Annotated in this window: 22 protein-coding genes and 1 pseudogene; 6 read left to right on the forward strand and 17 right to left on the reverse strand. The window is 66.9% G+C overall.

What is annotated here, in order from left to right:
- Nucleotides 1–115: 115 nt before the first annotated feature.
- Nucleotides 116–1129, reverse strand: coding sequence for a LacI family DNA-binding transcriptional regulator (locus AX018_RS17255; RefSeq protein WP_111879710.1), 1014 nt, complete (start codon nt 1127–1129; stop codon nt 116–118).
- Nucleotides 1130–1445: 316 nt separating this feature from the next.
- Between AX018_RS17255 and AX018_RS17260 the strand changes: the two genes are divergently transcribed.
- The 4 genes from AX018_RS17260 (at nt 1446) to garD (ending at nt 6749) form a co-directional block, all read left to right on the forward strand.
- Complete coding sequence (locus AX018_RS17260) at nt 1446–2405, forward strand: Bug family tripartite tricarboxylate transporter substrate binding protein (RefSeq protein ID WP_111879713.1); 960 nt, start codon at nt 1446–1448, stop codon at nt 2403–2405.
- 65 nt (nt 2406–2470) lie between these two features.
- Entirely contained in the window at nt 2471–3640 is a 1170-nt protein-coding gene (locus tag AX018_RS17265; RefSeq protein ID WP_111879716.1) for an L-talarate/galactarate dehydratase, read from the forward strand.
- Between the two features lie 49 nt (nt 3641–3689).
- Nucleotides 3690–5048 (forward strand): MFS transporter, encoded by a 1359-nt coding sequence (locus AX018_RS17270; protein ID WP_111879718.1) that lies wholly within the window; start codon nt 3690–3692, stop codon nt 5046–5048.
- Between the two features lie 129 nt (nt 5049–5177).
- Nucleotides 5178–6749: a galactarate dehydratase gene (gene garD, locus AX018_RS17275; protein WP_111879721.1), complete on the forward strand. Its 1572-nt coding sequence runs from the start codon at nt 5178–5180 to the stop codon at nt 6747–6749.
- Nucleotides 6750–6786: 37 nt separating this feature from the next.
- On the opposite strand, the gene AX018_RS17280 is transcribed toward garD, so the two are convergent.
- Nucleotides 6787–7443 carry a TetR/AcrR family transcriptional regulator gene (locus AX018_RS17280; RefSeq protein WP_245951635.1) on the reverse strand — a complete coding sequence of 219 codons (657 nt, stop codon included), beginning with the start codon at nt 7441–7443 and terminating at the stop codon, nt 6787–6789.
- A gap of 121 nt (nt 7444–7564) precedes the next feature.
- Here AX018_RS17280 and AX018_RS17285 point away from each other — a divergent pair, with 121 nt between their 5' ends.
- Nucleotides 7565–8437: a metal-dependent hydrolase gene (locus tag AX018_RS17285; RefSeq protein WP_111879764.1), complete on the forward strand. Its 873-nt coding sequence runs from the start codon at nt 7565–7567 to the stop codon at nt 8435–8437.
- 119 nt (nt 8438–8556) lie between these two features.
- Here the strand turns inward: AX018_RS17285 and AX018_RS17290 are convergent, their stop codons facing one another.
- From AX018_RS17290 to AX018_RS17305, 4 genes are all read right to left on the reverse strand, one after another.
- The gene (locus AX018_RS17290; RefSeq protein ID WP_111879724.1) at nt 8557–9156 is read right to left on the reverse strand and encodes an ankyrin repeat domain-containing protein; all 600 of its coding nucleotides are present in this window, start codon (nt 9154–9156) and stop codon (nt 8557–8559) included.
- A gap of 106 nt (nt 9157–9262) precedes the next feature.
- Nucleotides 9263–10780: a catalase KatB gene (gene katB, locus AX018_RS17295; RefSeq protein ID WP_211322466.1), complete on the reverse strand. Its 1518-nt coding sequence runs from the start codon at nt 10778–10780 to the stop codon at nt 9263–9265.
- A 273-nt stretch (nt 10781–11053) separates the two neighbouring features.
- Nucleotides 11054–11974 carry a DMT family transporter gene (locus AX018_RS17300; RefSeq protein WP_111879729.1) on the reverse strand — a complete coding sequence of 307 codons (921 nt, stop codon included), beginning with the start codon at nt 11972–11974 and terminating at the stop codon, nt 11054–11056.
- Complete coding sequence (locus AX018_RS17305; RefSeq protein ID WP_111879731.1) at nt 11974–12756, reverse strand: SDR family oxidoreductase; 783 nt, start codon at nt 12754–12756, stop codon at nt 11974–11976. The genes AX018_RS17300 and AX018_RS17305 overlap by 1 nt, the downstream gene beginning before the upstream one ends.
- Before the next feature lie 148 nt (nt 12757–12904).
- Here AX018_RS17305 and AX018_RS17310 point away from each other — a divergent pair, with 148 nt between their 5' ends.
- The gene (locus AX018_RS17310) at nt 12905–14611 is read left to right on the forward strand and encodes an electron transfer flavoprotein-ubiquinone oxidoreductase (RefSeq protein WP_111879734.1); all 1707 of its coding nucleotides are present in this window, start codon (nt 12905–12907) and stop codon (nt 14609–14611) included.
- A gap of 30 nt (nt 14612–14641) precedes the next feature.
- On the opposite strand, the gene AX018_RS17315 is transcribed toward AX018_RS17310, so the two are convergent.
- The 11 genes and pseudogenes from AX018_RS17315 to AX018_RS17365 form a co-directional block, all read right to left on the reverse strand.
- Nucleotides 14642–15469: a metallophosphoesterase gene (locus AX018_RS17315; RefSeq protein ID WP_111879736.1), complete on the reverse strand. Its 828-nt coding sequence runs from the start codon at nt 15467–15469 to the stop codon at nt 14642–14644.
- A gap of 87 nt (nt 15470–15556) precedes the next feature.
- Nucleotides 15557–16243 carry a class I SAM-dependent methyltransferase gene (locus AX018_RS17320; protein ID WP_013594555.1) on the reverse strand — a complete coding sequence of 229 codons (687 nt, stop codon included), beginning with the start codon at nt 16241–16243 and terminating at the stop codon, nt 15557–15559.
- A 38-nt stretch (nt 16244–16281) separates the two neighbouring features.
- The gene (locus AX018_RS17325) at nt 16282–17664 is read right to left on the reverse strand and encodes a hypothetical protein (RefSeq protein ID WP_111879739.1); all 1383 of its coding nucleotides are present in this window, start codon (nt 17662–17664) and stop codon (nt 16282–16284) included.
- Between the two features lie 50 nt (nt 17665–17714).
- On the reverse strand, nt 17715–18539 hold the full coding sequence (locus tag AX018_RS17330) for a sulfite exporter TauE/SafE family protein (RefSeq protein ID WP_211322464.1): 825 nt from the start codon (nt 18537–18539) through the stop codon (nt 17715–17717).
- A gap of 27 nt (nt 18540–18566) precedes the next feature.
- Entirely contained in the window at nt 18567–20048 is a 1482-nt protein-coding gene (gene phnY, locus AX018_RS17335) for a phosphonoacetaldehyde dehydrogenase (protein WP_111879742.1), read from the reverse strand.
- A 3-nt stretch (nt 20049–20051) separates the two neighbouring features.
- Nucleotides 20052–22040: an asparagine synthase (glutamine-hydrolyzing) gene (gene asnB / locus AX018_RS17340; RefSeq protein ID WP_111879745.1), complete on the reverse strand. Its 1989-nt coding sequence runs from the start codon at nt 22038–22040 to the stop codon at nt 20052–20054.
- A 38-nt stretch (nt 22041–22078) separates the two neighbouring features.
- Nucleotides 22079–22777: a phosphocholine cytidylyltransferase family protein gene (locus AX018_RS17345; RefSeq protein ID WP_111879747.1), complete on the reverse strand. Its 699-nt coding sequence runs from the start codon at nt 22775–22777 to the stop codon at nt 22079–22081.
- Nucleotides 22774–23733: a diiron oxygenase gene (locus tag AX018_RS17350; protein ID WP_211322465.1), complete on the reverse strand. Its 960-nt coding sequence runs from the start codon at nt 23731–23733 to the stop codon at nt 22774–22776. The genes AX018_RS17345 and AX018_RS17350 overlap by 4 nt, the downstream gene beginning before the upstream one ends.
- An 18-nt stretch (nt 23734–23751) precedes the next feature.
- Nucleotides 23752–24945: a phosphonopyruvate decarboxylase gene (gene aepY / locus AX018_RS17355; protein WP_111879750.1), complete on the reverse strand. Its 1194-nt coding sequence runs from the start codon at nt 24943–24945 to the stop codon at nt 23752–23754.
- Between the two features lie 187 nt (nt 24946–25132).
- A pseudogene (locus AX018_RS17360) lies at nt 25133–25589 on the reverse strand (isocitrate lyase/phosphoenolpyruvate mutase family protein); the annotation flags it as partial.
- Between the two features lie 53 nt (nt 25590–25642).
- Nucleotides 25643–25915, reverse strand: a 273-nt coding sequence (locus AX018_RS17365; protein WP_146749351.1) for a transposase, incomplete at its 5' end; no start/stop codon positions are given.

The raw sequence follows: 25915 nt of genomic DNA on the forward strand, positions 1-25915 counted from the left end.
CGAGGAACACTTCGCCATCAAAAAGATAACGGCGTTGCTTCGCCTGGCCGTGCTGCAGCACTGTCTGCGGCTTCGCGCCTTGTTCTCTCTTGGATTGCAAACCCGTATAAGGCCTTCACGCCGGCGGCGCGGTGGAGCCGCGCTCGATCAGCCGGAAGCCCAGGTCCAGGATGGTGCGCTCGGGCTGCAGGCCCTGGCGGCGGTCGAGGATCATGCGGGCGGCCATCCGGCCGATCTCCGGGCCATCGACGTGCACCGTGGTGATCGAGGGCTCCATGTAGGCGCTGAACTCGGCGTTGCCGAAGCCGAACACGGCCAGGTCGCCCGGCACGCGCAGGCCCCGCGCCCGCGCCTCCACCAGCACGCCGTGCGCCAGCGTGTCCGAGCTGCAGGCCACGGCCTGCAGGCCCGGCTGCTTGTCCAGCAGCTCCGCCAGCGCCTTGCGGCCCAGCTCCAGGCTGCTGGGCGCCGGCACCACCGCCGTGGGGATCTCGCGCCCCATCGCCGCCACGAAGCCCTCGCGCCGCTGCAGGGCCCGGTGGTCGCTGCCGGTGGCGATGCCGATGCGCTGCCAGCCCCGGGCGAGGAAATAGCCCGCCACGGCACTGCCCACCTTCAGGTGCGAGAAGCCGATCACCGTGTCCACCGGGCGGTCGCTCAGGTCCCAGGTCTCGATGACGGGAATGCCCGAGCGGCGCAGGCGCTCGCGGGCCTTCTCGGACTGCACCAGGCCCATCATCACGATGCCGTCGGGCTGGCGGCTGATCATGGTGTTCAGCACGGCCTCCTCGCGCGCGGCGTCGTAGGCGGTCTGGCCCAGGATCAGCTGGTAGCCGCTCGCGGCCAGCTCCGTGGTCAGCGACTGCACCGTCGGCAGGAATTGCGACACCGACAGCGCCGGCACGATGCCCGCCACCATCAGGCTGCGCTTGGACTTGAGGCCGCCCGCCAGCAGGTTGGGGATGTAGCCCGTCGCCTCCACCGCCGCCTGCACGCGCGCCTTGGTCTTCTCCGACACGATGCCGGGATTGCTCAATGCGCGCGACGCGGTGATCGGCGACACGCCGGCAGCCCTCGCGACGTCGTGCAGGGTGGCAGGCTTGAAGGAGGATGGGGAAGGAACAGTCATGGAGTCCAGTGATCGCGGTCCGCGGCGCCGGGCGCGGCAGCGGCCCCGCCCTGCCACGGCGTCCGGCGCCGCCACCGGGCGACGGTAGCAGAACCGGCCACGGCCTCCACCCCTGCCCGGGAGCCCCCTGGGGTAATCCCTGACGTTTGACCCGTTGCCTTCAAGAATGACAACGATATCATTCCACAGGCGAGACATGCAGGAACGTTAGTGCCCGGATTTCCGTGAAATCCCGCCCCTGATGCTTTCATCGGCATGTGCATCGCCCAAAAATGACAACGTTATCAATCACAACGACAACGCAATGGAGACAAGCATGAAGAAGATCCTGACCGCGCTTTCCTTCGGCATGGCGGCGCTCGCGGCCTGCGCCCAGGCCTGGCCGGAGAAACCCGTCACCCTGGTGGTGCCCTTCCCGCCGGGCGGCTCCACCGACCAGGTGGCCCGCGCCGTCGGCCCCCGCCTCACGGAAAAGTTCAAGCAGTCCTTCCTCGTGGACAACCGCCCCGGGGCCACCGGAACCATCGGCGCCACCTTCGCGCAGCGCGCCGCCCCGGATGGCGCCACCTTCCTCGTGACCTCGCTCGGCCCGCTGGTGATCGTGCCGCACCTGCTCAAGAGCCTGCCCTACGACCCGCTGAAGGATTTCGACCTCATCACGGTCGCGGTGCAGTCGCCCAACGTGCTGGTGGTGCCGGCCAACTCGCCCCACAAGAGCGTGGCCGACGTCATCGCCCACCAGAAGGCCCACCCCGGCACGATGAGCTTCGCCTCGGCCGGCAACGGCTCCAGCGACCACCTGACGGCCGAGCTGTTCTGGCAGCAGACGGGCACCCGGGGCGTGCACATCCCCTACAAGGGCGGCGCCCCCGCGCACACCGACCTGATCGGCGGGCAGGTGGATGCCTCGTTCCAGAACATCAACGCGGTGATGCAGTACATCAAGGGCGGCAAGATGCGCGCGCTGGCCGTCACCAGCCCCCGCCGATCGCCGGTGCTGCCCGACGTGCCCACGCTGGCCGAGGCCGGGGTGAAGAACGTCGAGGTTGCCTCCTGGCAGGCCATCGTCGCGCCGAAGGGGCTGCCCGCCGCCGTGCGCGAGAAGGCCCATGCCGCATTCATCGAAGCGCTCAACGACCCGAAGGTCCGGGAGCCGTTCGTCTCGATCGGCTTCGAGATCGTGGCCAACACGCCCGAGCAGTTCGCCGCCTTCCAGCGGCAGGAGTACGCCCGCTGGAAGAAGGTGATCGAGACCGGAAAGATCACGATCGACTGACCCCTCCCCCGCGGCAGGCGCCCTGCGCGCGCCGCCGCTTTTCTCCTCCTGCAATAGCCCCCTCCATGACGCCCTCCGCTCCCGCCGCATCCACCGCCCCCGCCACCTCCAGCGACAGCATCGCCTGGGTCCGCCTCTCGTCCTGCTATCTGCCGCTGGCCAATCCCATCAGCGACGCCAAGGTGCTCACCGGCCGCCAGAAGCCCATGACGGAGATCGCCATGCTGTTCGCGGAGATCGAGTCGAAGGACGGGCACCGCGGGCTGGGCTTCAGCTACTCGAAACGGGCGGGCGGCCCCGGCCAGTACGCGCACGTCAAGGAGGTCGCGCCCGCGCTGCTCGGCGAAGACCCGAGCGACATCTCGCGCCTGTGGACCAAGCTCTGCTGGGCCGGCGCCTCCGTGGGGCGCAGCGGCATGGCGGTGCAGGCGATCGGCGCCTTCGACGTCGCGCTCTACGACCTCAAGGCACGCCGCGCGGGCCTGTCGCTGTCCAAGCTGCTGGGCGCGCAGCGCGATTCGGTGCGCTGCTACAACACCTCGGGCGGCTTCCTGCACACGCCGCTGGACCAGTTGCTGCGCAACGCCAGCGCCTCGATCGGGCGCGGCATCGGCGGCATCAAGCTCAAGGTGGGCCAGCCCGACGGCACGATCGACGTGCAGCGCGTGGAGGCCGTGCGCAAACACCTGGGCGATGCCGCGCCCCTCATGGTCGATGCCAACCAGCAGTGGGACCGCCCCACCGCGCAGCGCATGTGCCGCATCTTCGAGCAATACAACCTCGTCTGGATCGAGGAGCCGCTCGACGCCTACGACTTCGAGGGCCACGCGGCGCTGGCCGCGCAGTTCGACACCCCCATCGCCACCGGCGAGATGCTCACCAGCGCGGCCGAGCACGGCGAGCTGATCCGCCACCGCGCCGCCGACTACCTCATGCCCGACGCGCCGCGCGTGGGCGGCATCACGCCCTTCCTGAAGATCGCCGCGCAGGCCGAGCAGGCGGGCCTCAGCCTGGGCCCGCACTTCGCGATGGAGCTGCACGTGCACCTGGGTGCCGTGTACGCCACCGAGCCCTGGGTGGAGCACTTCGACTGGCTGGAGCCGCTGTTCAACGAGCGCCTCGAAATCCGCGATGGCCGCATGCTGGTGCCCACCCGGCCGGGCCTCGGCCTGAGCCTGAGCGAGCAGGCCCGGGGCTGGACCCGCGAGTCGGTCGAATTCGGGCAGCGCGCCTGACGCCGCGCTGGCGCCCTCCTCCAGAACACACCACGCCCCCCAATACGCCATGTCCTCCGCATTCACCGCCACGGCCTCCGCCATCCCCGATGCCTCGCGCACCCGCGTGCGCTACTGGGTGCTGCTGATGGTCTTCATCGTCACCACCTTCAACTACGCGGACCGCGCCACGCTCTCGATCACCGGCCCCACGATGGGCCGGGAGTTCGGGTTCGACGCCATCCAGATGGGCTACATCTTCTCGGCCTTCAGCTGGGCGTACGTGCTCTCGCAGGTGCCGGGCGGCTGGCTGCTGGACCGCTTCGGCGCGCGCAAGGTCTATGCGGCCAGCATCTTCTTCTGGTCGGCCTTCACGCTGCTGCAGGCCACGGTGGGCATCATGACCTCGGCCGCCACGGCCATGGTGGTCCTGTTCGCGATGCGCTTTTGCGTGGGCATCGCGGAGGCGCCCGCGTTCCCGGCCAACGCGAAGGTGGTGGCGAGCTGGTTCCCCACGCAGGAGCGCGGCACCGCGTCGGCCATCTTCAACTCGGCCCAGTATTTCGCGGCCGTGGTCTTCACGCCGCTGATGGCGGCCATGACGCACTGGTTCGGCTGGCACTGGGTGTACGTGTCGATGGGCGCGGTGGGCATGGCCCTGGCGGCGGCATGGTGGGGCATGGTGCGCAGCCCCGCGCGGCACCCGGCCGTCAACCGCGCCGAGCTGGACCACATCGCGGCCGGCGGCGGCCTGATCCACGAGGGCGAGCAGCCCGCCCGCGCGGCCGGCGCCGCGCCCCGGGGCCGGACGGCCTCGCACATCCGGCAGCTGCTCACCCACCGCATGCTCATGGGCATCTACCTGGGCCAGTTCTCGATCAACGTGCTCACGTATTTCTTCCTCACCTGGTTCCCGGTCTATCTGGTGCAGGAGCGGCACATGTCCATCCTGAAGGCGGGCTTCATGGTGTCGCTGCCGGCCATCTGCGGGTTCGCCGGCGGCGTGCTGGGCGGCCTGTTCTCCGACTGGATGCTGCGGCGCGGCTACTCGCTCACGGCGGCCCGCAAGACGCCCATCGTGATCGGCATGCTGATGTCGGTGAGCATGATCCTGTGCAACTACGTGGACGCGGACTGGATGATCGTCGGCATCATGGCGCTCGCCTTCTTCGGCAAGGGCTTCGGGGCGTTCGGCTGGGCCGTGATGGCCGACGTGGCGCCCAAGGAGGTCATGGGGCTGGCCGGCAGCATCTTCAACACCTTCGGGGCCATTGCCGGTATCGTCACGCCCATCGTCATCGGATACATCCTGGCGGCGACGCATTCCTTCGGCGGCGCCCTGGTCTTCGTGGGCCTGAACGCACTCGTGACCGTGTTCGCGTACCTCGTCATCGTCCAGGACATCCAGCGCATCGAACTGAAGCCATGATGCAACGACAACCCCCTGTGGCGCTTCGCGCCTTCCGCCGTCTCGCGGGTGCCGAACACCATGGACATGAATCACCGACGTGAGATCGTGAACGCGTTCTGAGAATCTGCCCACCGAAAACCGCCCACCATGAACCCGCCCCTCTCCCGCCCCCCGCTCTACATCAAGATCCACGAGGCCGACAACGTAGCCATCGTCGCCAACGACGGCGGCCTGCCGGCCGGCACCGCGTTCGCGGACGGCCTGCGGCTGGTGGACACCGTGCCCCAGGGCCACAAGGTGGCGCTGACCGACCTGGCCGAGGGCGACGCCATCCGCCGCTACGACGTGGTGATCGGCTACGCCCTCAAGGCCCTGCCGCGCGGCAGCTGGGTGCACGAGAAGGTCATGCGCATGCCCACCGCCCCCGAGCTGGACGGCCTGCCCATCGCCACCGTGCGCCCGCCCGCGCCAGCCCCGCTGGAGGGCTATACCTTCGAGGGCTACCGCAACGCCGACGGCTCCGTGGGCACGCGCAACATCCTGGCCATCACCGAGACCGTGCAGTGCGTGGCCGGCGTGACCGAATTCGCCGTGCGGCGCATCAAGGCCGAGCTGCTGCCCAAGTATCCCCACGTCGATGACGTGGTGGCGCTGGCGCACACCTACGGCTGCGGCGTGGCCATCGACGCGCCCGACGCGGTGATCCCCATCCGCACGCTGCGCAATATCAGCCTCAACCCCAACTTCGGCGGCGAGGTGATGGTGGTCAGCCTGGGCTGCGAGAAGCTGCAGCCCGAGCGCCTGCTGCCCCCGGGCTCCATCCCCCTGGTGGACGAGCGCACGCTGCAGGAGGCTCCGCTCGACGTGGTCTGCCTGCAGGACGAGGCGCACGTGGGCTTCATGTCCATGGTGGACTCCGTCATGCGGCAGGCCGAGCAGCACCTGGAGCGGCTGAACCGCCGCCGCCGCGAGACCGTGCCCGCCAGCGAACTGGTGGTGGGCGTGCAGTGCGGCGGCAGCGACGCCTTCAGCGGCGTGACCGCCAACCCGGCCGTGGGCTGGTGCACCGACCTGCTGGTGCGCGCGGGCGCCACGGTGATGTTCTCCGAGGTCACCGAGGTGCGCGACGGCATCGACCAGCTCACCTCGCGCGCCAGCAGCCCCGAAGTGGCCGAGGCCATGATCCGCGAAATGGCCTGGTACGACGCCTACCTGAACCAGGGCCGCGTGGACCGCAGCGCCAACACCACGCCGGGCAACAAGAAGGGCGGCCTGTCCAACATCGTCGAGAAGGCCATGGGCTCGATCGTCAAGAGCGGCAGCGCGCCCATCACCGGCGTGCTCTCGCCGGGCGACAAGCTCACGCGCAAGGGCCTGACCTACGCGGCCACGCCCGCGAGCGACTTCATCTGCGGCACTCTGCAGGTGGCCGCGGGCATGAACCTGCACGTGTTCACCACGGGCCGCGGCACGCCCTACGGGCTGGCGGAAGTGCCGGTGATCAAGGTGGCCACGCGCAGCGACCTCGCCCGCCGCTGGCACGACCTGATGGACGTGAACGCGGGGCGCATCGCCGATGGCGAGGCGAGCATCGAGGACGTGGGCTGGGAGCTGTTCCACCTCATGCTCGACGTGGCCAGCGGCCGCAGGAAGACCTGGGCCGAGCACTGGAAGCTCGCCAACGCCCTCGTGCTGTTCAACCCGGCGCCCGTGACCTGAAGCGCGGGCCCTGCCCCGCGCTTCGCAACGGCGGGCATCAATCGTCGGAGCGCAGCACGCCCCAGAGCATGCGCACCAGTTCGTCCTCGAAGGCCGGCTGGCCCAGCAGGGGCGAGTTCTCCAGCGAGGCGCTGCGGATCGCGCCCATCACCGCGCGCGTGGCGACGAACATCATCGCCGGCGTGGGCGGGCGGATCGACCCGTCGCCCGCCTCCACCAGCCGCGCGAGCGCCATCGCATTGCGCTCCGCGCCCTCGCGCAGCGCGGCGGTGAAGCGGTCGTGCTGGTCGATGCGCCAGCCCAGCCGCACCATGGCCCGGCGCGCGCTCGAATGCCCGCCCGTGCCGAAGGCCGACACCAGCAGCCGCACCACCTCCGCGAGCACCTCGCGCACGGGCCGCTGCCGCGCCACGCCGTCGTCGATCAGCGCATGCAGCGCCTGCTGCACCCGGCCGCGCTCGCGCTCCACCATGGCCAGCAGCACGGCCTCCTTGGACGGGAAGTACTGGTAGAGCGTGCCGATGGAAACCCCCGCCACCTCGGCCATCCGGTTGGTCGTCAGGGCGGGCTCGCCTTCGTTGTCCACAATCCGAGCCGTGGCGCCGAAAATCGCCTCGATGGTCTGGCGCGCGCGCTCCTGCATGGGCTGGCGGCGCATGCCGGCGGGGTTTGCGGGGGGTTTGGTCTTCTTCATGGCGGTGGGCGTGAAACCTGAGCCCAAGGCGAGTAGCGCCCCGGGGCCAAAACTGAATAATGCTCAGAAACACGCCGCCGCGCAAATGCTGCGGCCCACCACCGCCCTGGAAACCCCGCCCATGCCCCGCCCAGACGCCCCCGCCCTCCTGCCCGTGCGCAAGCTCTCCGTCGATCTGGCCTCCGGCTTTCCGCGCCACTGGCACGGCGGCGATGCGTTCCGCACGCAGTTATTCAATGCCCTCTCGATGAGCTTTCCCGTGGGCGAGCAGTTCTTCATCGACTCCGTGCGCAACGCGCTGGAGCGGCTGGACGCGGGCCATCCCCGCCATGCCGAGATGCGCGCCCTGGCGCGCGGCTTCACCGGCCAGGAGGCCACGCACCGCCACATCCACGGGCTCTACAACGCCGAGCTGGAGCGCCAGGGGCTGGACAACCGCTGGCAGCACTGGTCGCGCGCCCGCATCACCTTCCTGCACCGGCGCACCGCCCATCCGCTGCACGCGCTCGCCATCACCTGCGCCTACGAGCACTTCACCGCCCTGCTGGCGGACGGCACGCTGCGCTACCCGCGCTGGCTCGACGGCGCCCACGCGCCCATGCAGACCGTGTGGCGCTGGCACGCCGCCGAGGAAACCGAGCACCGCGCCGTGGCCTTCGACCTCTACCGCGCCCTGGGCGGCAGCAACGCATGGCGGGTGCGCTGGTACCTCTACGTGGGCCTCGTCTTCCTGGTGGACGCGATGCGGCAGACCGCGATCAACCTCCGGCGCGACGGCCACCTGTGGCGCCCCGGCACGTGGCTGAGCGCCCTGCGGTTCTTCTGGGGCCGCGATGGCGTCGCCTGGCGCAGCCTGCCCGCGCTGCTGCGCTACCTGCGCCGCGATTTCCACCCCGACCAGGAACACGCGGTGCCCCCGGCATCCACGCTGGCCAATGAATGGCTGGCCGCGAATGCCGACCGGCTGCGCGTGGTGGGAAGTGGCGGAGCCTGATCCACCGCTCCAGCCACCCATTCACTATATTTTTTATAGCAAACAACCCAGCAAAATCGGCGACATGGCGCCTGAAACGCTCCCAAAGCGTCTTCCCCATGGCCTCAGCACCCCGCCTTTCAGCGCGCCGGCGCGGGGGCGAATTCCCCGCGCTGCAACTGCGTGACGTCGTTGCCGCGCGCGTCCTTGGCGTTCAGGTCGGCGCCCTTGGCGGCCAGCGCCTGCAGCAGCTCGGTGCGCTGGAACAGCGCGGCATACATGGCGGCCGTCTGGCCGGCGTTGTTGCGCTGGTCGGGCGCGCAATCGGCCTGCACGAGGCGCTTGGCGATGACCAACTCGCCCTTGAAGATCGCGCCCATCAGCGCCGTGTTGCCGCGCCGGTCCTGAGCGCACGGGTCGGCGCCGGCCTGCAGCAGTTGCTCCACCACGTCGCGGTGGCCGTGGTAGGCGGCCAGGATGAGCGCGGTATAGCCCTGCGCGTCGCGCGCATTGAGGTCGTAGCGGGCCTGGATGAACTCGGCCAGCATGTCGCGCCGGCCCTGGCGCGCGGCATCGAAGAAATACTGGCGCAATTGCGCCTGGACGCGGGCCGCGTCCGCCGGGGCGGATGCGGCCGCCACTGGCGCGGGCGCGGGGGAAGGGGTCTGTGTCGCGGCGCCCGAGGCGCTGGCCATCAGGCCGGCGGCAATGCACACGAGAAGCAGGTGGGGGCTGCGCATGTGAAGGGTCTCCGGTGATTGCATGGATGCACGCAGGCGTGCATGAAAAAAAGCGCGGCGCACCGGATGGAACCGTCGCGCCGCGCCGCTGCGATCCGCCGTGGGATCAGTCCTTCAGGGCGGCGGCGAGCTGCTTCACCCGGGCGATGTCGCCCTTGGCCACGCGGGTCACGCCCGTGCCGTACTCGGGATCGGCCTTGTAGAGGAACGACAGGATGATGTTCTTGCTCTCGGCATCGGCGCCCGCGAGCGACTCACCGAAGCTCTGGATCAGGTCCTGCTGCTCCTTCTTGCTGTAACCGCGGTACAGGTCGCCGGCCTGCTTGAAGTTCTGCTCCCTGGCGATCTTGGCCTGCTGGGTGGTGCCCGTGAGCGGCAGCTGGCTGTAGCGCGCCGTCGGGTCCTGCGGACGCGGCTCCAGGCGGCTGGGCTCGTAGTTCACGCCGCTGGTCGTGTGGCCGAAGTTCAGCGTGCCGTCCTGGTTGCCGTTGTTCACGGCCACGCGGGGGCGGTTCACGGGCAGGGAGAGGCCGTTGGTGCCCACGCGGTAGAGCTGCGTGTCGGCGTACGAGAACACGCGGCCCTGCAGCAGGCGATCCTCGGAGGGCTCGATGCCGGGCACGATGTTGGCCGGGGCCATCGCCACCTGCTCGGTCTCCTGGAAGAAGTTGTCCACGTTCTTGTTCAGCACCATCTGGCCGATCTTGCGCTCGGGCACGTTGGGCCAGATCTTGGTCGCATCCAGCGGATCGAACTCGAACTTGGCGAGGTCTTCAGGCTTGAGCACCTGGATGTACAGGTCCCACTTGGGGAAATCGCCCTGCTTGATCGCGTTGACCAGGTCGTTGGTCATGTGGCTGTAGTCCTTGCCCTGCACCTGCTCGACCTGCTTGGGGTCGAGGTTCTTGATGCCCTGCAGGCTCTTCCAGCGGAACTTGACGTAGTGGATCTGGCCCTGCGCGTTCACGAACTTGTAGGCGTGCACGCCGTTGCCGTCCATGAAGCGGTAGCCCGCGGGCGTGCCCTCGTTCGAGTAGAGCAGCGTGAGCGTGCGCGTGGCTTCCGGCACGTGCGAGAAGAAGTCGAAGCGGCGCGAGTCGTCGTCGAGGTTGGTGCGCGGATCGGGCTTGAACGCGTGGACCATGTCGGGGAACTTGATCGCGTCGCGGATGAAGAAGGTGGGGAAGTTGTTGCCCACCAGGTCGAAATTGCCCTCGCTCGTGTAGAACTTGGTGGCGAAGCCGCGCGGGTCGCGCAGCGTCTCGGGCGAATGGTTGCCGTGCACCACCGACGAGAAGCGCACGAACACCGGCGTGCGCTCGCCGGGCTGGAACAGCTTGGCCTTGGTCAGCGCCGAGATGTCCTCCTGGGCCGTGAACTCGCCCTTCACGCCCGTGCCGCGCGCGTGCACCACGCGCTCGGGGATGCGCTCGCGGTCGAAGCGCTGCAGCTTCTGGATCAGCTGCACATCCTGCAGCAGGCTCGGGCCGTTGGGGCCGGCCGTCTGCGAGTTCTGGTTGTCGCCGACCGGGGCGCCGTTGTCGCGCGTCAGCACCGACTGCGCGAAGGCCGCCGGCGCCAGGGCGCCGTGCAGCACCACCGCTGCGGCCAATAGGGTTTTCATCTGCATGGGACGACTCCACTCCTGTTGTTGATGGGGAGCGAATCATCCCGGCGGAACGAACCCCGCAGCAAGGGGGCGCAGACTATGGCCGCAATCAACTTTTCCGATGGGCGGAATATGCAACCTTTCCAGAAAACCGATGAGGGTCGCCGTCCCTCATCGGTTTATTGCTTCTATTTCAATAGCAAAAAAATGGAAATGGCAACAATTGCTTTCGATCACCCGCACGTGCTTACGTACACCGCCGGCCTCCCCCGGGAACCTGTTCACGGTCTACCGGTGGGCGTTGATCGAGGCCAGGATGCCCAGCGTGAACAGCGCGCACGCCCCCCACTGCAGCGGGGCCGGCCAGTGGCCGTCCAGCGCGAACGAATACACGATCGCGAACAGCGTCTCGCTCACGATGAGCTGCCCGCACAGGCTCGCGGGCAGCCGCTGGCTGGCCACGTTCCAGAGGATGGTGGCCAGCCAGCTCGATCCGAACCCGATCGCCACGCACACCCCCAGGAAAGCCCCCAGGCCCGGCCGCGCGGCCACGTCCGCCGGCGCGCTGCCGGCCACCAGCCACAGCAGCACGCCGCCCAGGCCCGTGGCCACGCCCAGCCAGTTGGCCCAGTCGGTGGCGCGCACCTCGGGGTGGCGCCGCAGCCAGCGCGCGTTGAGGAGGGCGAAGGCCGTCCAGAACACCAGCGCCACCACCGCGATGCCGATGCCGCGCCAGGAACGCGGCGATGCCGCGCCGCCGCCGCCGTCCGGCGCGCCATGCGGCGCCCAGGCCATCAGCACGATGCCCGCGATGGTCAGCAGCAGCCCCGGCGCCAGCGCCCCCCAGCGCAGGCCGCGCGGCTTGCCCAGCACCATCACCCACACGGGGATCGTGCCGATGATGAGCGCGGGCAGCGGCGCGCCCGCGTCGCGGATCGCCAGCACCAGCAGCAGGTAGTAGCCCGTGAAGCCGAGCACGCTCAGCCACAGCGCCGCGCCCGCCTGCCGCGCCGTGGGCCGGCGCCGCGGCACGCCCGCGCGGCCGCGCAGCGCGCCCCACAGCATCATGCCCACCGCCACCGCGCCATAGGCGATGAAGCGGCCGGAGGTGAGGTCCACCGGCGCGAAGCCGCGCGCCAGTTGCGGCGCCACGAACACCAGCCCCCAGAGCGCGCCCGCGGCGAGCCCGGCGAGGATGCCCGTGGGCATCAGATGGCGAAACCGTCGTCCGCCGCGATCACCGCGCCGTTCACGAAATGGCTCTGGTCGCTCGCCAGCATCACGATGAGCGCATCGAGGTCGCGCGGCTCGCCCACGCGCTTGCGCGGCAGCATGTCCACCAGCTTGCGGCCTTGCTCGGTCTGCCAGTGGTGGTGGTTGATCTCGGTGTCGATGTAGCCCGGGCAGATGGCGTTCACGTTGATGCCGAACCGCCCCCACTCCAGCGCCATGGCGCGCGTCATGTGCACCACCGCCGCCTTGCTCATCGAATAGGCGCCGATCTGCGGCAGCACCTTGAGCCCCGCCATCGACGCGATGTTGACGATGCGCCCGCCCGTGAAGCTGCCCGGCGCGGCCCCGCGCGAGCGCGCCAGCATGCGCTTGCCCACCTCCTGCGCCACGAAGAAGGCGCCGCGCACGTTGGTGTCGAAGACGAAGTCGAAGTCATCGGGCGTCACGTCCTGGATGCGCTGCGTGGTCGACACGCCCGAGTTGTTCACCAGGATGTCGATGGAGCCCATCTCCGTCTCGGCGTGCGCCACGGCGGCCTTGATGGAATCGTGGTCGGTCACGTCCAGCTCCACCACGTGCGCGTCGCCGCCCTCGCCCTCGATGCGCGCGCGCAGCTCCTTGAGCTTCTCCAGGCGCCGGCTGGCCAGCACCACGCCCGCCCCCGCGCGCGCCAGCGTGCGGGCGAACTGCTCGCCCAGGCCGCTGGAGGCTCCGGTCACCAGGGCCACGCGGCCGGACAAGTCGATGGTGTATGCCATGGGGTAATGCCTCCAGAAGGAAAAATAGAACGATCGTTCGATTATCGCGCTGCCGATGCATACAATGGGCCGCGCACCGCGCGCGCAGGCCCCACGCTCCGGCCGCGTGCTTTCGCTCCAATTATCAAATGCCGAGACGAGTCCACCCATGACGAAAGAAGAGATCCTTGCCCAATACGGCCCCCGGGAGGCCATGGAATACGACGTGGTCGTGGTGGGCGGCGGCCCCGCCGGCCTCTCGGCCGCCATCCGCCTCAAGCAACTGGCCGCACAGAACGGGCAGGACGTCTCGGTGGTGGTGCTGGAGAAAGGCTCCGAGCCCGGCGCGCACATCCTCTCGGGCGCCATCATGGACCCGCGCGCGCTCACCGAGCTGATTCCCGACTGGAAGGAGCGCGGCGCCCCGCTGAACCAGCCCGTCACCGAGGACGCCATGGTCTTCCTCGGCGAGAAATCCTCCTGGCGCACGCCCAACTTCGTGCTGCCCGAGTGCTTCCAGAACCACGGCAACTACATCGTCAGCCTCGGCAACGTCGTGCGCTGGCTGGGCGCGCAGGCCGAGGAACTGGGCGTGGAGATCTTCCCGGGCTTCTCCGCCGCCGAGGTGCTCTACAACGAGGACGGCTCCGTCAAGGGCGTGGCCACCGGCAACATGGGCGTGGGCAAGGACGGCGAGCCCACGGGCGACTTCCAGCTCGGCATGGAGCTGCACGCCAAGTACACCTTCTTCGCCGAAGGCGCGCGCGGCCACCTGGGCAAGCAGCTCATCGCGCGCTTCAAGCTCGATGAGGGGCGCGATCCGCAGAGCTACGGCATCGGCGTCAAGGAAGTCTGGGAGATCGACCCGAAGCGCCACCAGCCCGGCTTCGTGCTGCACACCGCCGGCTGGCCCATGCAGTGCGACACCTACGGCGGCGCCTTCCTCTACCACGCCGAGGACAACAAGGTCACGCTCGGCTTCATCACCGGCCTGGACTACGCCAACCCCTACCTGAGCCCCTTCGAGGAATTCCAGCGCTGGAAGACCCACCCCAACATCCGCTACTACCTGGAGGGCGACGAGTCCAAGGGCATCAAGCCCGGCAAGCGCATCGGCTATGGCGCGCGCGCCATCACCGCCGGCGGGCTGCTGTCGCTGCCCAAATTCGTCTTCCCGGGCGGCGCACTGGTGGGCTGCGACGCGGGCTTTTTGAACGTGAGCCGCATCAAGGGCAGCCACGCCGCCATCAAGACCGGCATGCTCGCCGCCGAGGCCGCCTACGAGGCCCTGCGCGCCGGCCGCCAGCACGACGAACTCGCGGCCTATCCCCAGGCCTTCGAGAACAGCTGGCTGCACACCGAGCTGAACAAGGCCCGCAACTTCAAGGCCTGGTTCAAGAAGGGCCTGGCCACCGCCACGCTGATGAACGGCATCGAGCAGCTCGTGCTCCGGGGCAACATCCCCTGGACCCTGCACCGCGACAAGCCCGACCACGCCTACCTGAAACCCGCCGCCGAGTGCGAGCCCATCGTCTACCCCAAGCCCGACGGCAAGCTCACCTTCGACCGGCTCTCCAGCGTGTTCATCAGCAACACCAACCACGCCGAGAACCAGCCCGTGCACCTGACGCTCAAGGACGCGAGCGTGCCGGTGAACGTCAACCTGGCGAAATACGCCGGGCCCGAAGCCCGCTACTGCCCCGCGGGCGTGTATGAATTCGTTCCCGACGAAGCCCGGGGCGCCAACGCGCAGCGGCTGCAGATCAACGCGCAGAACTGCGTGCACTGCAAGACCTGCGACATCAAGGACCCGACCCAGAACATCGTGTGGGTGACACCCGAAGGCGGGGGCGGGCCGAACTATTCGGGAATGTGAGGGGCGCTCGCGCACTGCGCGAGCACCGCATCAGACCGAAATCACCAACGCGCCATTGAACGCCTCGTTCTCGCTTTCGCCCGAGCCGCGCACATAGCCTCGTGGATTCGAGATCACCCGGCATGGCCCGACACGGTAGTCGAAGGAGCGGTGCGTGTGCCCGTGGATCCAGAGCGCGGCCCCTTGGAAACAGGCGTCCGGAAGTTCGTTGACGAACGCCGGGGACACCCAATCCGAGGCGAAGTCTTCGCTCAACGAGCCCCGATGGGGCGCATGGTGGGTGACGACCACCGTGGGCCCTTGAAACGGCATGCGCAGCCTCGACAGTAACCACTGCCGGTCGCGGCGATGGCGGTCGGCTGTGTCTGCGGGCCTCAGCGCCCGGATGAGCGGTGCTTCAGGGCCAGGCGGCTCGCAACGGATGCTCCGGTACTCATTGAGGGTGCGCGCCGCCGCGCCCATGGCGCGTGCGGGGTCTGCCGCCTGCAAGCCAGGCGGTGCATCCGGTTCATCGGATCGGAGGCGGAGACAAAAATCCGTCCAGAGCGTGCATCCCAGAAAACGCACGCCCGCCATTTGCAGCTCGTCGCCGTCGAGCAGATGGACAGGGCCATGCGCTGCCCGCGCACGCATGGCCTCGAGTTCATGTTCGAGAACGGTGCCGTAGTACTCGTGGTTTCCCGGCACGAACACCACGGGGCGACCGCTGGCCGCCGCGCATTGGAGCAGCCAATCGACCGACGCCCTCCCCGGCGAGAGGATGTCACCCGCCACGATGGCCACGTCGAAATCGACGTTGTCTGGCCACCGGAACGCGCTCCGATCGGCGTGCAGATCAGAGAGCACCAGCAGCTTCATCGAACTCGCTTCGCGCCCGTGTCCTGTCCCGCCGATCGTTTCATGGAATGAAGCCGGCGCATTCGTGCACAGCGGCGGGACCGCGCATCAGCCCCGCCTTCCGACGCCGTACTGGAAGAGCGACGGTGTCTCATGGACCTCGACGGTCAGGCCCGCTTTAGCGCACGCGGCGGCGATTTCTTCGCTCGTGTAGTAGTTCTTCACGATCGTGCTGGTCTGGCCATTCACCAGCTTGCGCGTCATGAGTTCACCGCTGAGCCCCAGCACATGGGGCGCCACGGCCTCGGGACGCTGACAGTTGTCCACGAAGAAGAACTTGCCGCCCTGGCGAAGGTGGACAGCCACCGATGACAGGAACTCGTCGAACAGATTTCGCGGCACGTGCGATATCCAGAAGCCGAACGCGACAGCGTCGAAAACCCTGTCCGCCCGCCACTGGAAGATATCCGCCTGAACCAGTGCCACCCGGGGATCGCCGGCAGCGGCATTGAGGGCGAGCATCTGCGGCGAGCCATCCACAATGGTCAGGGTCTTGGCCGTCCGCAAGAGCTTGCGGCTCCATATCCCGGTACCGCCAGCGAATTCGAGCACGTCTCCGCCCAGATCCGCCGCCTGCAGCGCCTCATCGACGATGGCCGCCTCGGAGTGCCAGCGCGCATTGGCCTCCACGCCTTCGTCGAAGGCATTCCGGCGATACCACCAGTCGTCGTACTCCGGTGCGCGATCGTCGTAGTACTTCTGCTGCTCCTCCAGAATGGCACTCAATTGCGTCATGAAGCTCTCCAAAGAATGAACAAATCCATTGCGCCATGCTAGGGCCGCCGTCCCGTCCCTTGCAGTTGGCGAAACCTCTGCTGCCCGCGACGCACCGCCTCGACCACCTGCGCCACCGAGCACATGTCGAGAACCTTCGGGTACTCCAGCACCGCGGGCTCCATCCCGAGATCCCACAGGAACTTGTTCAGGCACAGGTAACCGATGGTCCGGATATTGGCATCCACGAACAGATGGTTGCGATCCAGGCTCTGGCAGCAACGCACCGTTGCGGCGACTCGCATCTCCTCAGCGTCCGGTGCGCCCGCATCGATTCTGTCGAGTTGGCGATAGTAATGGGCCAGGATGTCCGCCGCTTTACACCCACAGTCGAGCGAATGCTTGGCGTTCGCCGTCAGCTGCAGCCCACCACCCTCCTCGCGCTCCCCGATGGTGATCCAGCCCGTGCCGGCATCCGGCGATGCCAGAAACTCTTCCAGGCCCGCCGCAGTGTGGTTGCGGCCCTCGATCAGGGGGAATGACACGGCCCTGGAACGGTATCCTTTCTGGAAGCGCTCCTGCATGGGAGTCGGAACCCTCCTGAATGCGTTGCCGATCGCGACATCGTGAATCTCGAGGAGCGTGTCTGCCGTCAGCGGAGCCCGGCCCAACGACATGAGACGCCGCAGTGCCTGAAAACATCCGGCCATGTACCCCAACTCGTTCTCGAAGTGATACCGCCCCAGTTCGGATGACCATTCGCTTGCATCCATGAACATGTAGCAGGCACGTTCGTCGTGATTCACGAGGCGGCAAGACTCCGGCAAGCAGTCCCGCGTGCGGACAGTTTCCAGGAGGATCGCCAGGGTGTTCCGAATCACCAGCCCGGCGGGCGTGCGTGGAAGCACGACATCCACGTCATCCCGCAGACGCGCCAGCACCGCCTCTTCCGGATGGCCCGGCATTCGCAAAGCCAGGACCTCGAAGAGCAGACAGCACACGCCATTGAGCAGGCGTGTGGCTTGCGATCCGGCCTCGACTCCCCGCACGCTCAACTGCGCAGGCGCGCAATGCGCGAACAGATCGTGCAACGCAACCAGACCATGCACGGGGTCCTGGTGGCGATCGCTTTCCATGGCGCTCAAACCGCAAAGGCGATGCACCGACGCCAACTGCCCGCGGAAATGCGCGACGGCCGGCCCGATCCCGGTCGTCTCCCGCGAATGCAGGTCCTCACGGTACACCAGGACATCGGTGAGCGGGTCAACCGCAAGCCGCCCCGGCAGGCCTTCGCGCGCCGCGACGTCGCAGCAGCGCAGAGCAGAGGAGCGCCAACCGACCACCCCGGCGATGGCCGCGACCAGTTCGGTCGTTCCGTCCGGCCCCTCGACCAGAAGGATGCCCTCGCTCGCCTCGCCGACCCACTGCGCGCGGCGCTGCATCGTGCGCGCAGAAATGGATGAAGCGGATGGAACGGAGGGTGCCGCCGCCATCAACCGAAGACCTTCCACACCGTGATCACCGCGCCCAGGAGCATCACGAGTCCGAACGCCCGCTTCAAACGCTGGGTGGGCAAGCGATGCGAGACGGAAACACCCCAGGGCGCGAGGAACGCTGCCGGTACGGCCACCGCGATGGCGGCGGTCCAGCACACCAGGCCAAGCAGCCCCGGCATCGCTGTGATCTCCGGGGTGGGGCCCAATGCAAAAGCAAATGCGCCCACGAGTGCAATGGAGAGACCCACGGCACTCCCCGCCGCGACGGCATTGCGCATTTCGATGCGGTCACGCTGCGCCAGCAGATAGGGGATCGTCAAGCTTGCCCCGCCCACGCCCGCTGTCGCACTGAACATGCCGATCATCCCGCCGATGGCACGCGGCGAAATGCGCTGTATCAGCTGCGGGGACGCGGACGCATCCACGGCAGCACGAGAGGCGCCAGCGCCCCGCAGCATGCGCAGACCGAAGTACGCGGCGTAGAGGCTGAATACCAGGGCCACCCACACACCGTGTACCAGGCCGGCAGCCACGGCACCCACGGCAGCGCCCATCGCCGCGGACGGCGCAAGGCGCTTCACCCAGGCGATGGGCAATGCGCCGCGCTTGTATTGGGCATAGACGGCGCTGGCCGTCGCCGGCACGGTGGCGGCCAGCGCCGTGGCAACCGCCACTTGCGGAAGCGTTGCCATCTCCAGGGGAAACTGCAAGGGAAGCAGAACGATGAACACGGGCACCATCAGAAACCCACCGCCAACGCCGAGCAGGCCGGACAGAAAGCCAGTCACCATCCCGGTGATGATCAACAGGGTATAGACCACTCAAAATCTCCTCTCATGCACCCGGCATCACCCTTCCCAGGGGAGCGAGTATGTTTTGACGTTCGAGAAAGAATGCATCGCCTCGATCACGCCTTCCTTGAATCCCAGGCCGGAGTCCTTGATGCCGCCGAATGGCGTGGACTCCAGGCGGTAACCGGGCACTTCCCGGATGTTGACGGACCCGACCTGCAGTTCGGCGATGAACCGTTGGATGTAATCCCAGCGATTCGTGCATACCGAGGACGACAGGCCGAACTCCGTTGCGTTGGATATCCGGATGGCTTCATCAATGCTGCCGAACTTGATCACCGGGGCCACGGGACCAAACGTCTCCATTCGAACCAGCTCCATCTCCGGTCGCACCCCATCAAGGACCGTAGGTAGATACAGCGCCCCCTCGCGCCGATGGCCATGGCGCAATCGGGCACCATCCAGTATCGCGGACTGGACACGTCGCTCAATGCACTGCGCCGCTGCCGCGTCGATCACGGTGCCCAGATCAGAGGCCTCGTCGAAGGGGTCGCCCGCACGGAGCGCGGATGTGGCGCTGACCAGCGCCTCCACGAACGCATCGGACACCTTCTCATGCACGAGGATTCGCTTGATTGCCGTGCACCGCTGTCCGCTGTTGCGGTAGGCCCCAGCGACCGTCAACTCCACGGCCTCCTCCAGATCGGCGTCCTCCATCACGATGATGGGATCGTTGCCGCCCAGCTCCAGGATCTGCCGCTTGTACACCGCCGACTTCGCCACGATCTTGCCCGCGGCCACGCCACCCGTGAAGCTGACCACGTCCACCTCCGGCGCCCTCAGAAGATCCGGACCGATGACATCGGGCTTGCCGGTGATGACGGTCAGCATCGGGCCCGGCAGGCCTGCTTCGTACAGAAGATCGGCGAACATCAATGCGGTAAGGGGGGTCTTCTCGCTCGGCTTCAACACCATCCTGTTGTTGGTCGCCACGGAGGGGGCCACCTTATGGACAATTTGGTTGAGCGGATGGTTGAACGGGGTGATGGCGACGATGACCCCCAGCAAGGGGTCGCGTTGCGTATAGACCCGGCGCTTGCGCCCATGGGGCCCCACATCGCAAGAGAAGACCTTGCCATCATCGACGAGCGCCTGGGCCGCCGCACTGGAAAGCACGTCGGCTGCCCGCATGACTTCGTGCCTCGCATCGCGGATGCACAAGCCGCTCTCGGCAACGATCGAGTGAGCGAACAGTGCCGACCGCTCGACCAGCAGCTCACGAGTCCTGCTCAGAATCAGATGCCGCTCGTAGCGGGACAGCTCCGAGCGAAAGGCATGCGCACGCTCCAGCGCCCGCCTCACGTGATGCGGCTCGGCCAAGGGAACCGATCCGACGAGTTCGCCGGTGTACGGGAAGCGAACCTCCAGGCGTGCCTCCCCGCCCAGGCGTTCGCCGCATATCCTCCAGTCCTCGTGCCGAACCTTCGCTGGAGATGCCGCCGCAGATGCCTCGCCCGATGATTTGTGCTCGTTCAGCATGGTCTACGCCACCATTGCCGGGGCTTCCAGCCGGGAAGCCGTGACACTGGGCTCCTGCACCTGGCTGTCCACCACCCGCCGGAACCACAACTCCAGGTTCATGAGCATCCACACCTTCTTTCCGTAGAAGTCGTAATCCAGCGACTGCGGGTTGCCCAGGAAATGCTCCAGCCGCTTCGGGTCGAAGATACCGCGTTCGCGCGAACGCTGATCCAGCAGCAGGGCCCGAGCGTCGTCCAGCATCCCGGTCTTCATCCAGTCATCCAGGGGCGTCGGAAACCCCATCTTCTTGCGGTGCGCGAGGTGCCCCGGGAGCAGCGACTGACCGTGCTTGCGCAGCAGATACTTGTTCTGATCCAGCACTTCGGAAGCCTTGAATGCCGACGTGCCGAGCGCGCGAAGCAGTGACGTGGGAGAGCGCCACTTCATCTTCAACGCATGCGGCATGTGTATGAAGGTCTCGACCAGTTCGTGGTCGACGAACGGTACGCGCCCCTCCAGCGATGCGAGCATGCCGATGGTATCCACCTTGTCGAGCACGCAGCCGAGGTGGATCTTCTGAAAGGCGTGCAGCACCCTGTCGTGGGGATCGCACTCCTCGGTGTCCGAAAACGCCTCGTCGAAAGCCGCCAGCGTCGCGCGGTCCCCCTTCAGTTGCGCCCGTGCATCGCCAGTGAGCAAGCCCATCTTTTCCGGGATCGGCATCCAGTGATAGACATTGAGAAAGTGCTCAAGGTGGCTCTTGCACCCCAGATTGGCCACGGGGCCGTAAGGATCGCGGCCGAAGCGCTGCAAAGAACCGGCGGCAGGCCCCAGCAGCCGGCGCATGGCGTGGATCTTTTTCCAGTCGAACGGCGACCGCATCACCCGCCCATAGCCGCCGAACAGCTCATCTGCGCCATCGCCGCACAAAGCGACCTTCACATGGCGCCGGATTTCCTTCGACAGCTTGAGAACCGCAACCATCTGCGGAATCATCAGTGGCGCATCGCACTGTTCGATCAAGGGCGCCATGCCTTGGACATACTCCCGCTGGTCGATCGTCAGATGGGTGTGCTCGGCGCCAACGGCCTCTGCCACCTCCGCCGCGAACTCGCCCTCGTCGTAGCCATGAACCCCGTAGCCGATCGAGAACGTCTGCGGCTTGGTCGTCATGTTCCTGGCCATCAAGGCGACGAGGATGCTCGAGTCCAGGCCACCACTGAGGTAAGCGCCCAGCGGCACATCCGCCACGAGGCAGCGCCGAACGGCAGCGTTGAGCTTGTCATGAAGCTCTTCCATCCAGGCGGCTTCGCTTTTCCGATGGTCCGGACGGGGTACCGGCAACGCCCAGTAGCGGCGGCGCTGCATCTGCCGCGGCGTCACCACCATCATCTCCCCGGGGAGCAGCTTGTGGACGCCCTCGAAGTAGGTCTGCTCCCAGACCGGCTGCCGAAACGACAGATAGCTCGAAATGCCGTCCAGGCTGGCACGCTTGTGGAATCTGGGATGCTGGAAGAACGCCTTGACCTCCGATGCGAACAGGAAATCCTTACCGATCTCCGTCCAGTAGAAAGGCTTGACGCCGAGCCGGTCCCGCGCCACCGTCAGGGACCCGGAGCGCGGGTCCCATGCCGCGAACGCGAACATGCCGGAGAGATGATCCACGCATTGCGCGCCCCAGCGAATGAAACTGCGCAGCAGCACCTCCGTGTCCGAGCGGGTGCGGAACACCGCCCCAGCCCCTTCGAGTTCCCGCCGCAGTTCCTTGTAGTTGTAGATTTCTCCGTTGAAAACCAGTGCCACGCCGGTGGCCGGATCAATCATGGGTTGATGCCCACCCGGTACGTCGATGACGCTCAGGCGGCGAAAGGCCAGACCGACAGGCCCGGAGACATGCATCCCGGCATCGTCGGGCCCCCGGTGGACGATGGTCTGGTTCATTCGGTTCAGCACCTCACGTTCTTCGAACGACTGACCGTCTCGATGAAAAATACCCACAAAGCCGCACATCTCTGCCTCCTAGCGAAATAGCTGTCACGCTGATGCGATCACGCATCGAATGGAATTGCCTGGGCCCGTTCCAGATCGGAAACGTCATCGACCTCAGCCCACGACTTGCCGCCAAGCCAGACGACGTGCGCCCGGTGCTCGGAGCACAATTCGGGCAGCACCGCGGTGTAGTAGTCCTGGCGCCGCTGGCCGAGTTGGACGCATCGATTGATCAGCGCTCCCAGCCTGGGTGAAGCGGCTGCCCCGAAGCGTGCCAGGCCGATGAAGTTCCCGTGCCCCTCGGACACCGGAATGTGGCTGCCGACCTCCAGCAGCTGCTCGCCACGCGCCCGAATTCGCATCGTGCCCTCGAGACACTGGCGCCCGTCGCCAAGAAGCGCCACATCGGACAAGCTGCACAGCAGATCCCGCAGTGCGTCTCTCGAGACCCTCACGTCCGCGAACTGCACCAGGCAGTCCCCCTGCAGCAGCTCGCTGAAGGCTGCGAGGGTCCAGAGGTTGTTCGTCTCCGCATACTGCGAATAAACGTGATGGCGCACATGCCCGGGGAGCGCTCCGATGATTTCCTCGCTGCGGTAGCCGACGATGACATGGACATCGGAAACCCCCAGTTCCTGCAACGCATCGAGCTGGTGTTGCAGCAAGGTCTTTCCATCGATCCTGAGCAAGCACTTCGGACTGGCCGTGTGCCCACGGATGCGGCTGCCAACGCCTGCCGCCAAGATGATCGCCCTCATGCCGCAACCCCCTCGGGAATATCCATGGAAAGGCCATACCGGTGCATCTCATCGCGCAGGTACGCGCTGTCGGCCACGCCCGCCTTGCGCAGCGCACTGATGGAGGACCTCGCACCGTTGCGACGGGACTCCGCGAGGCTCGCTTCGGAGTAGCAGTCGAAGATGACCTGGTCGGCATCGTCTTCGCCGAGACCGATTTCCCGCAGCTGGCTGCGGATGAACACGATGTCCGGGTCGATGAAGATGGATATGAACTTCGGCAGCAGCGGGCCGATCTTGGCTTTCAGGGTTTCGGGCAACTGCGGCCAGGCCTGCGAAATGAAGCTCGCGAAGAAGCGGTGATGCTTGCTCTCGTCCTCCGCGTGATCTTTCATCACCTGCCGGATCGGCGCAATGACCCGTGGGTCCCGGGGGACCTCGACCAGGTTCTTCGTGATGAGCGTCTCGGAGATCGAGCAGAAGAAGATCGGCAGCAGCGGCCGCAGCGCGGGATCGGCCCGCGCGACTTCACGCTGAAGCCGAAGAAAGAACGCCGGCACCCTTGGCGCATGGTTTCGAATACCCGTGCGCGCTTCCGCCAGACGCGACAAGTCGGCGGTGATCTTGCCGTGGTAGGACTCGTCCACCAGGATGTTCCATGCGTCGGCAACCATGGCGCCCGGCAGATCGAAGCCCGATCTGCCACGCGCAATGCTGTAGACGGCATGGTTCACCACCTCATGTTCGAGAACCTGGGTGAACTCCAGATTCGAGAACAATGCCTGGGCGAGCAGCCACCTGGCAGCCTCCGGTCCGCGCCTGGCCACCAAGGGATGGGACACGCTCGGCACGAGCTCCGGGGTGAACAGAAGCCCCCGGGTCCAGTCCATCTCGGTCGCCTGGTGCGACGGAATCTCTCCGCGCACCTTCGCAGTGGAGGCCCACCTCTCGAACGGCAGGTCGTATGCAATGGTCATGACTGGTTTCCCGATCGATCAGGCACCCACTTGGTCAGCGCGCTCGGGAACCGCCTGGGCCTTGGCATCGGCGTCCGACAACAGGTGGCGAGAGAAACGGCGCCCCACCTCCTCCGGCGAAACCGTTGGCCTGGGAAGGTTGTGCATGGAGCCCGGCCGGACCCGTACATGGATGAAATGCGGCCCGACCGAGTCCAGGGCGCTGCGCAGCGCCTCCGCCACCGCGTCGATGCCATTGCATGAGTAGATGACCTGGTAGCCGCACGCGGAGGCGATCTGCGAGAAATCGATGTTGCCCGAGTTCGTCGGCTGCCCCCCAGTGCTGTCGTGAACCCCGTTGTCGATCACGAGGTGCACCATCGACGAGGGACGGTAGCGACCGATGGTCGAAAGATTGCCCAGCTTCATGAGGGCAGCGCCGTCGCCGTCGAGCACGATGATCGGCCGGTCCGTGGCCAGCGCGGCCCCCAGACCGACAGCGCTCGCGCAGCCCATGGAGCCGACCAGGTAGAGGTGGCGATGGCTGTCTTCAATGCAGAACAATTCCCGGCCCGTCTTGCCCGTTGTCGCGATGAGCCCCGCCTGCGGCGGTGCCGTAGCGACGACGGTTCGCAGAACGTCCTCCCGGCTGGGAAGGGCCATCGCGGGGTCTCCCAGCCTGCGCAGCGTGGCCGACGGGGGACGCACCAGACCGACGGCCTTGAGCTCCTCGGTCTCCAGGACATTGGGGTCCACCACGAGCGCATACGGCAGTTGGGTACGGTCAATGACCTCGCGCGCCGTCTGCAGGGCCGGGCCGATGAGTTCCGGCTTCCAGGGGAAGGGGCCGTGCGGTATCTGGAGCGTGTCCAGCAGCCGGTGCGTGATCTCCCCCATGAGCCGGTGCTGCGGCTCATCCGGTACGCCCGGTGATCCGCGCCAGCTGCAGATCAGCAATGACGGAATCTTGAAGATGTGGTTCAGCGATGTGAGAGGGTTCACGGCATTGCCGAGCCCCGAGTTCTGCATCATCACGACCGGCAGGCGCCCGCCCAGGTAGGCGCCGGCGGCGATCCCCACGGCCTCGCCCTCGCTGGAGGCCATGACATGGTCCACCTTCGCATCGCTCAGCACGCCGTTGAGCAAGGGCGTGAGGTACGAGCAGGGGACGCTCACGTAGAAGTTGAAACCCAGCCGTGTCGCCGAATCGACGAAGTCCATGCCGCTGATCATTGAAGTGCTCCTGTGGAGACCGGGTCCAGGGCATTCCCGCGGGGCAGGTAGCGATGCTCGGCCTGCGTGAGTTCATCCTGCTCGACGAGATCGAAGATCTCCTTGACCCGCGGCAGATCGTTCTCGATGTCCTTGAGCGATCGCTCGCGGTAGATGGTCTCGCAAACGCGCCTCATGCTCGCCACCGAGGCGCGCAGGTTGTGGTTGGCCCAGATGATCGCGGCGATCTTTGCGTCGATGAAGCGCTCCGTCGGCACCGCGTAGTACATGGTCGGAACGATGACCAGGGGGCCCCGGTCCTGCCAATGCTCTGCGAACTGCAGGATCTCGGCGGCATCGCTCTTTTTCGAATGGATGAGGATCGCATCCGCCCCGGCCGCGTGGTACTTCTCTGCCCGCTTGAGGGCCTCCGTCAGGCCTCGTCCGGCAATCAACGCCTCGACACGCGCAACGATGCAGAACGCATCGTTGAGCTGGCTGTCCTTGGCGGCCTTGATCTTTCCTGCGAACTCGTCCGGATCCGCAAGCTCCTGGCTTTCACCGATGAAGGAGTTCGTTTTCGGAAAGATCTTGTCTTCCAGGCACACTCCCGCCACATTGCGCTGGCACAGCTTGCGCACGAGGCGGCGCACGCTGTTGAAGTGGCTTTGTTGCACAAATCAGTTCGAAGACGGCATAGCCCCAACCCCAGACGGATTTATGCCATGGCGGCCACCAGAACGGTTTGAGGACGACCGATCTGGCTGAAGCGGTTGAGTACGGCCACGCGGACATGCAACTCCACCACCTGATGCTCGAACGTGCGCGCCGTCACCCGTTCGCCCAGTCGCTTGAAGCAGTGCATCTTCGTCTCGACAAGGCTGCGCCGGTGGTAGCCGCTCCACTTCTTCCAGACGCTGCGGCCCAAACGCTGGCACGCCCGGATGGCTTCGTTGCGCTGCTCCGATCCCGGACTCGGCTTCTTCCAGTG

Source organism: Paracidovorax anthurii, assembly GCF_003269065.1.
Lineage (GTDB): Bacteria > Pseudomonadota > Gammaproteobacteria > Burkholderiales > Burkholderiaceae_C > Paracidovorax > Paracidovorax anthurii.

Excerpts from the sequence above, each read along its gene's own strand:
- AX018_RS17255 (WP_111879710.1), bottom strand. The coding sequence starts at position 1,129 with ATGACTGTTCCTTCCCCATCCTCCTTCAAGCCTGCCACCCTGCACGAC.
- AX018_RS17260 (WP_111879713.1), top strand. The coding sequence starts at position 1,446 with ATGAAGAAGATCCTGACCGCGCTTTCCTTCGGCATGGCGGCGCTCGCG.
- AX018_RS17265 (WP_111879716.1), top strand. The coding sequence starts at position 2,471 with ATGACGCCCTCCGCTCCCGCCGCATCCACCGCCCCCGCCACCTCCAGC.
- AX018_RS17270 (WP_111879718.1), top strand. The coding sequence starts at position 3,690 with ATGTCCTCCGCATTCACCGCCACGGCCTCCGCCATCCCCGATGCCTCG.
- garD (WP_111879721.1), top strand. The coding sequence starts at position 5,178 with ATGAACCCGCCCCTCTCCCGCCCCCCGCTCTACATCAAGATCCACGAG.
- AX018_RS17280 (WP_245951635.1), bottom strand. The coding sequence starts at position 7,443 with ATGAAGAAGACCAAACCCCCCGCAAACCCCGCCGGCATGCGCCGCCAG.
- AX018_RS17285 (WP_111879764.1), top strand. The coding sequence starts at position 7,565 with ATGCCCCGCCCAGACGCCCCCGCCCTCCTGCCCGTGCGCAAGCTCTCC.
- AX018_RS17290 (WP_111879724.1), bottom strand. The coding sequence starts at position 9,156 with ATGCGCAGCCCCCACCTGCTTCTCGTGTGCATTGCCGCCGGCCTGATG.
- katB (WP_211322466.1), bottom strand. The coding sequence starts at position 10,780 with ATGAAAACCCTATTGGCCGCAGCGGTGGTGCTGCACGGCGCCCTGGCG.
- AX018_RS17300 (WP_111879729.1), bottom strand. The coding sequence starts at position 11,974 with ATGCCCACGGGCATCCTCGCCGGGCTCGCCGCGGGCGCGCTCTGGGGG.
- AX018_RS17305 (WP_111879731.1), bottom strand. The coding sequence starts at position 12,756 with ATGGCATACACCATCGACTTGTCCGGCCGCGTGGCCCTGGTGACCGGA.
- AX018_RS17310 (WP_111879734.1), top strand. The coding sequence starts at position 12,905 with ATGACGAAAGAAGAGATCCTTGCCCAATACGGCCCCCGGGAGGCCATG.
- AX018_RS17315 (WP_111879736.1), bottom strand. The coding sequence starts at position 15,469 with ATGAAGCTGCTGGTGCTCTCTGATCTGCACGCCGATCGGAGCGCGTTC.
- AX018_RS17320 (WP_013594555.1), bottom strand. The coding sequence starts at position 16,243 with ATGACGCAATTGAGTGCCATTCTGGAGGAGCAGCAGAAGTACTACGAC.
- AX018_RS17325 (WP_111879739.1), bottom strand. The coding sequence starts at position 17,664 with ATGCAGCGCCGCGCGCAGTGGGTCGGCGAGGCGAGCGAGGGCATCCTT.
- phnY (WP_111879742.1), bottom strand. The coding sequence starts at position 20,048 with ATGCTGAACGAGCACAAATCATCGGGCGAGGCATCTGCGGCGGCATCT.
- asnB (WP_111879745.1), bottom strand. The coding sequence starts at position 22,040 with ATGTGCGGCTTTGTGGGTATTTTTCATCGAGACGGTCAGTCGTTCGAA.
- AX018_RS17345 (WP_111879747.1), bottom strand. The coding sequence starts at position 22,777 with ATGAGGGCGATCATCTTGGCGGCAGGCGTTGGCAGCCGCATCCGTGGG.
- AX018_RS17350 (WP_211322465.1), bottom strand. The coding sequence starts at position 23,733 with ATGACCATTGCATACGACCTGCCGTTCGAGAGGTGGGCCTCCACTGCG.
- aepY (WP_111879750.1), bottom strand. The coding sequence starts at position 24,945 with ATGATCAGCGGCATGGACTTCGTCGATTCGGCGACACGGCTGGGTTTC.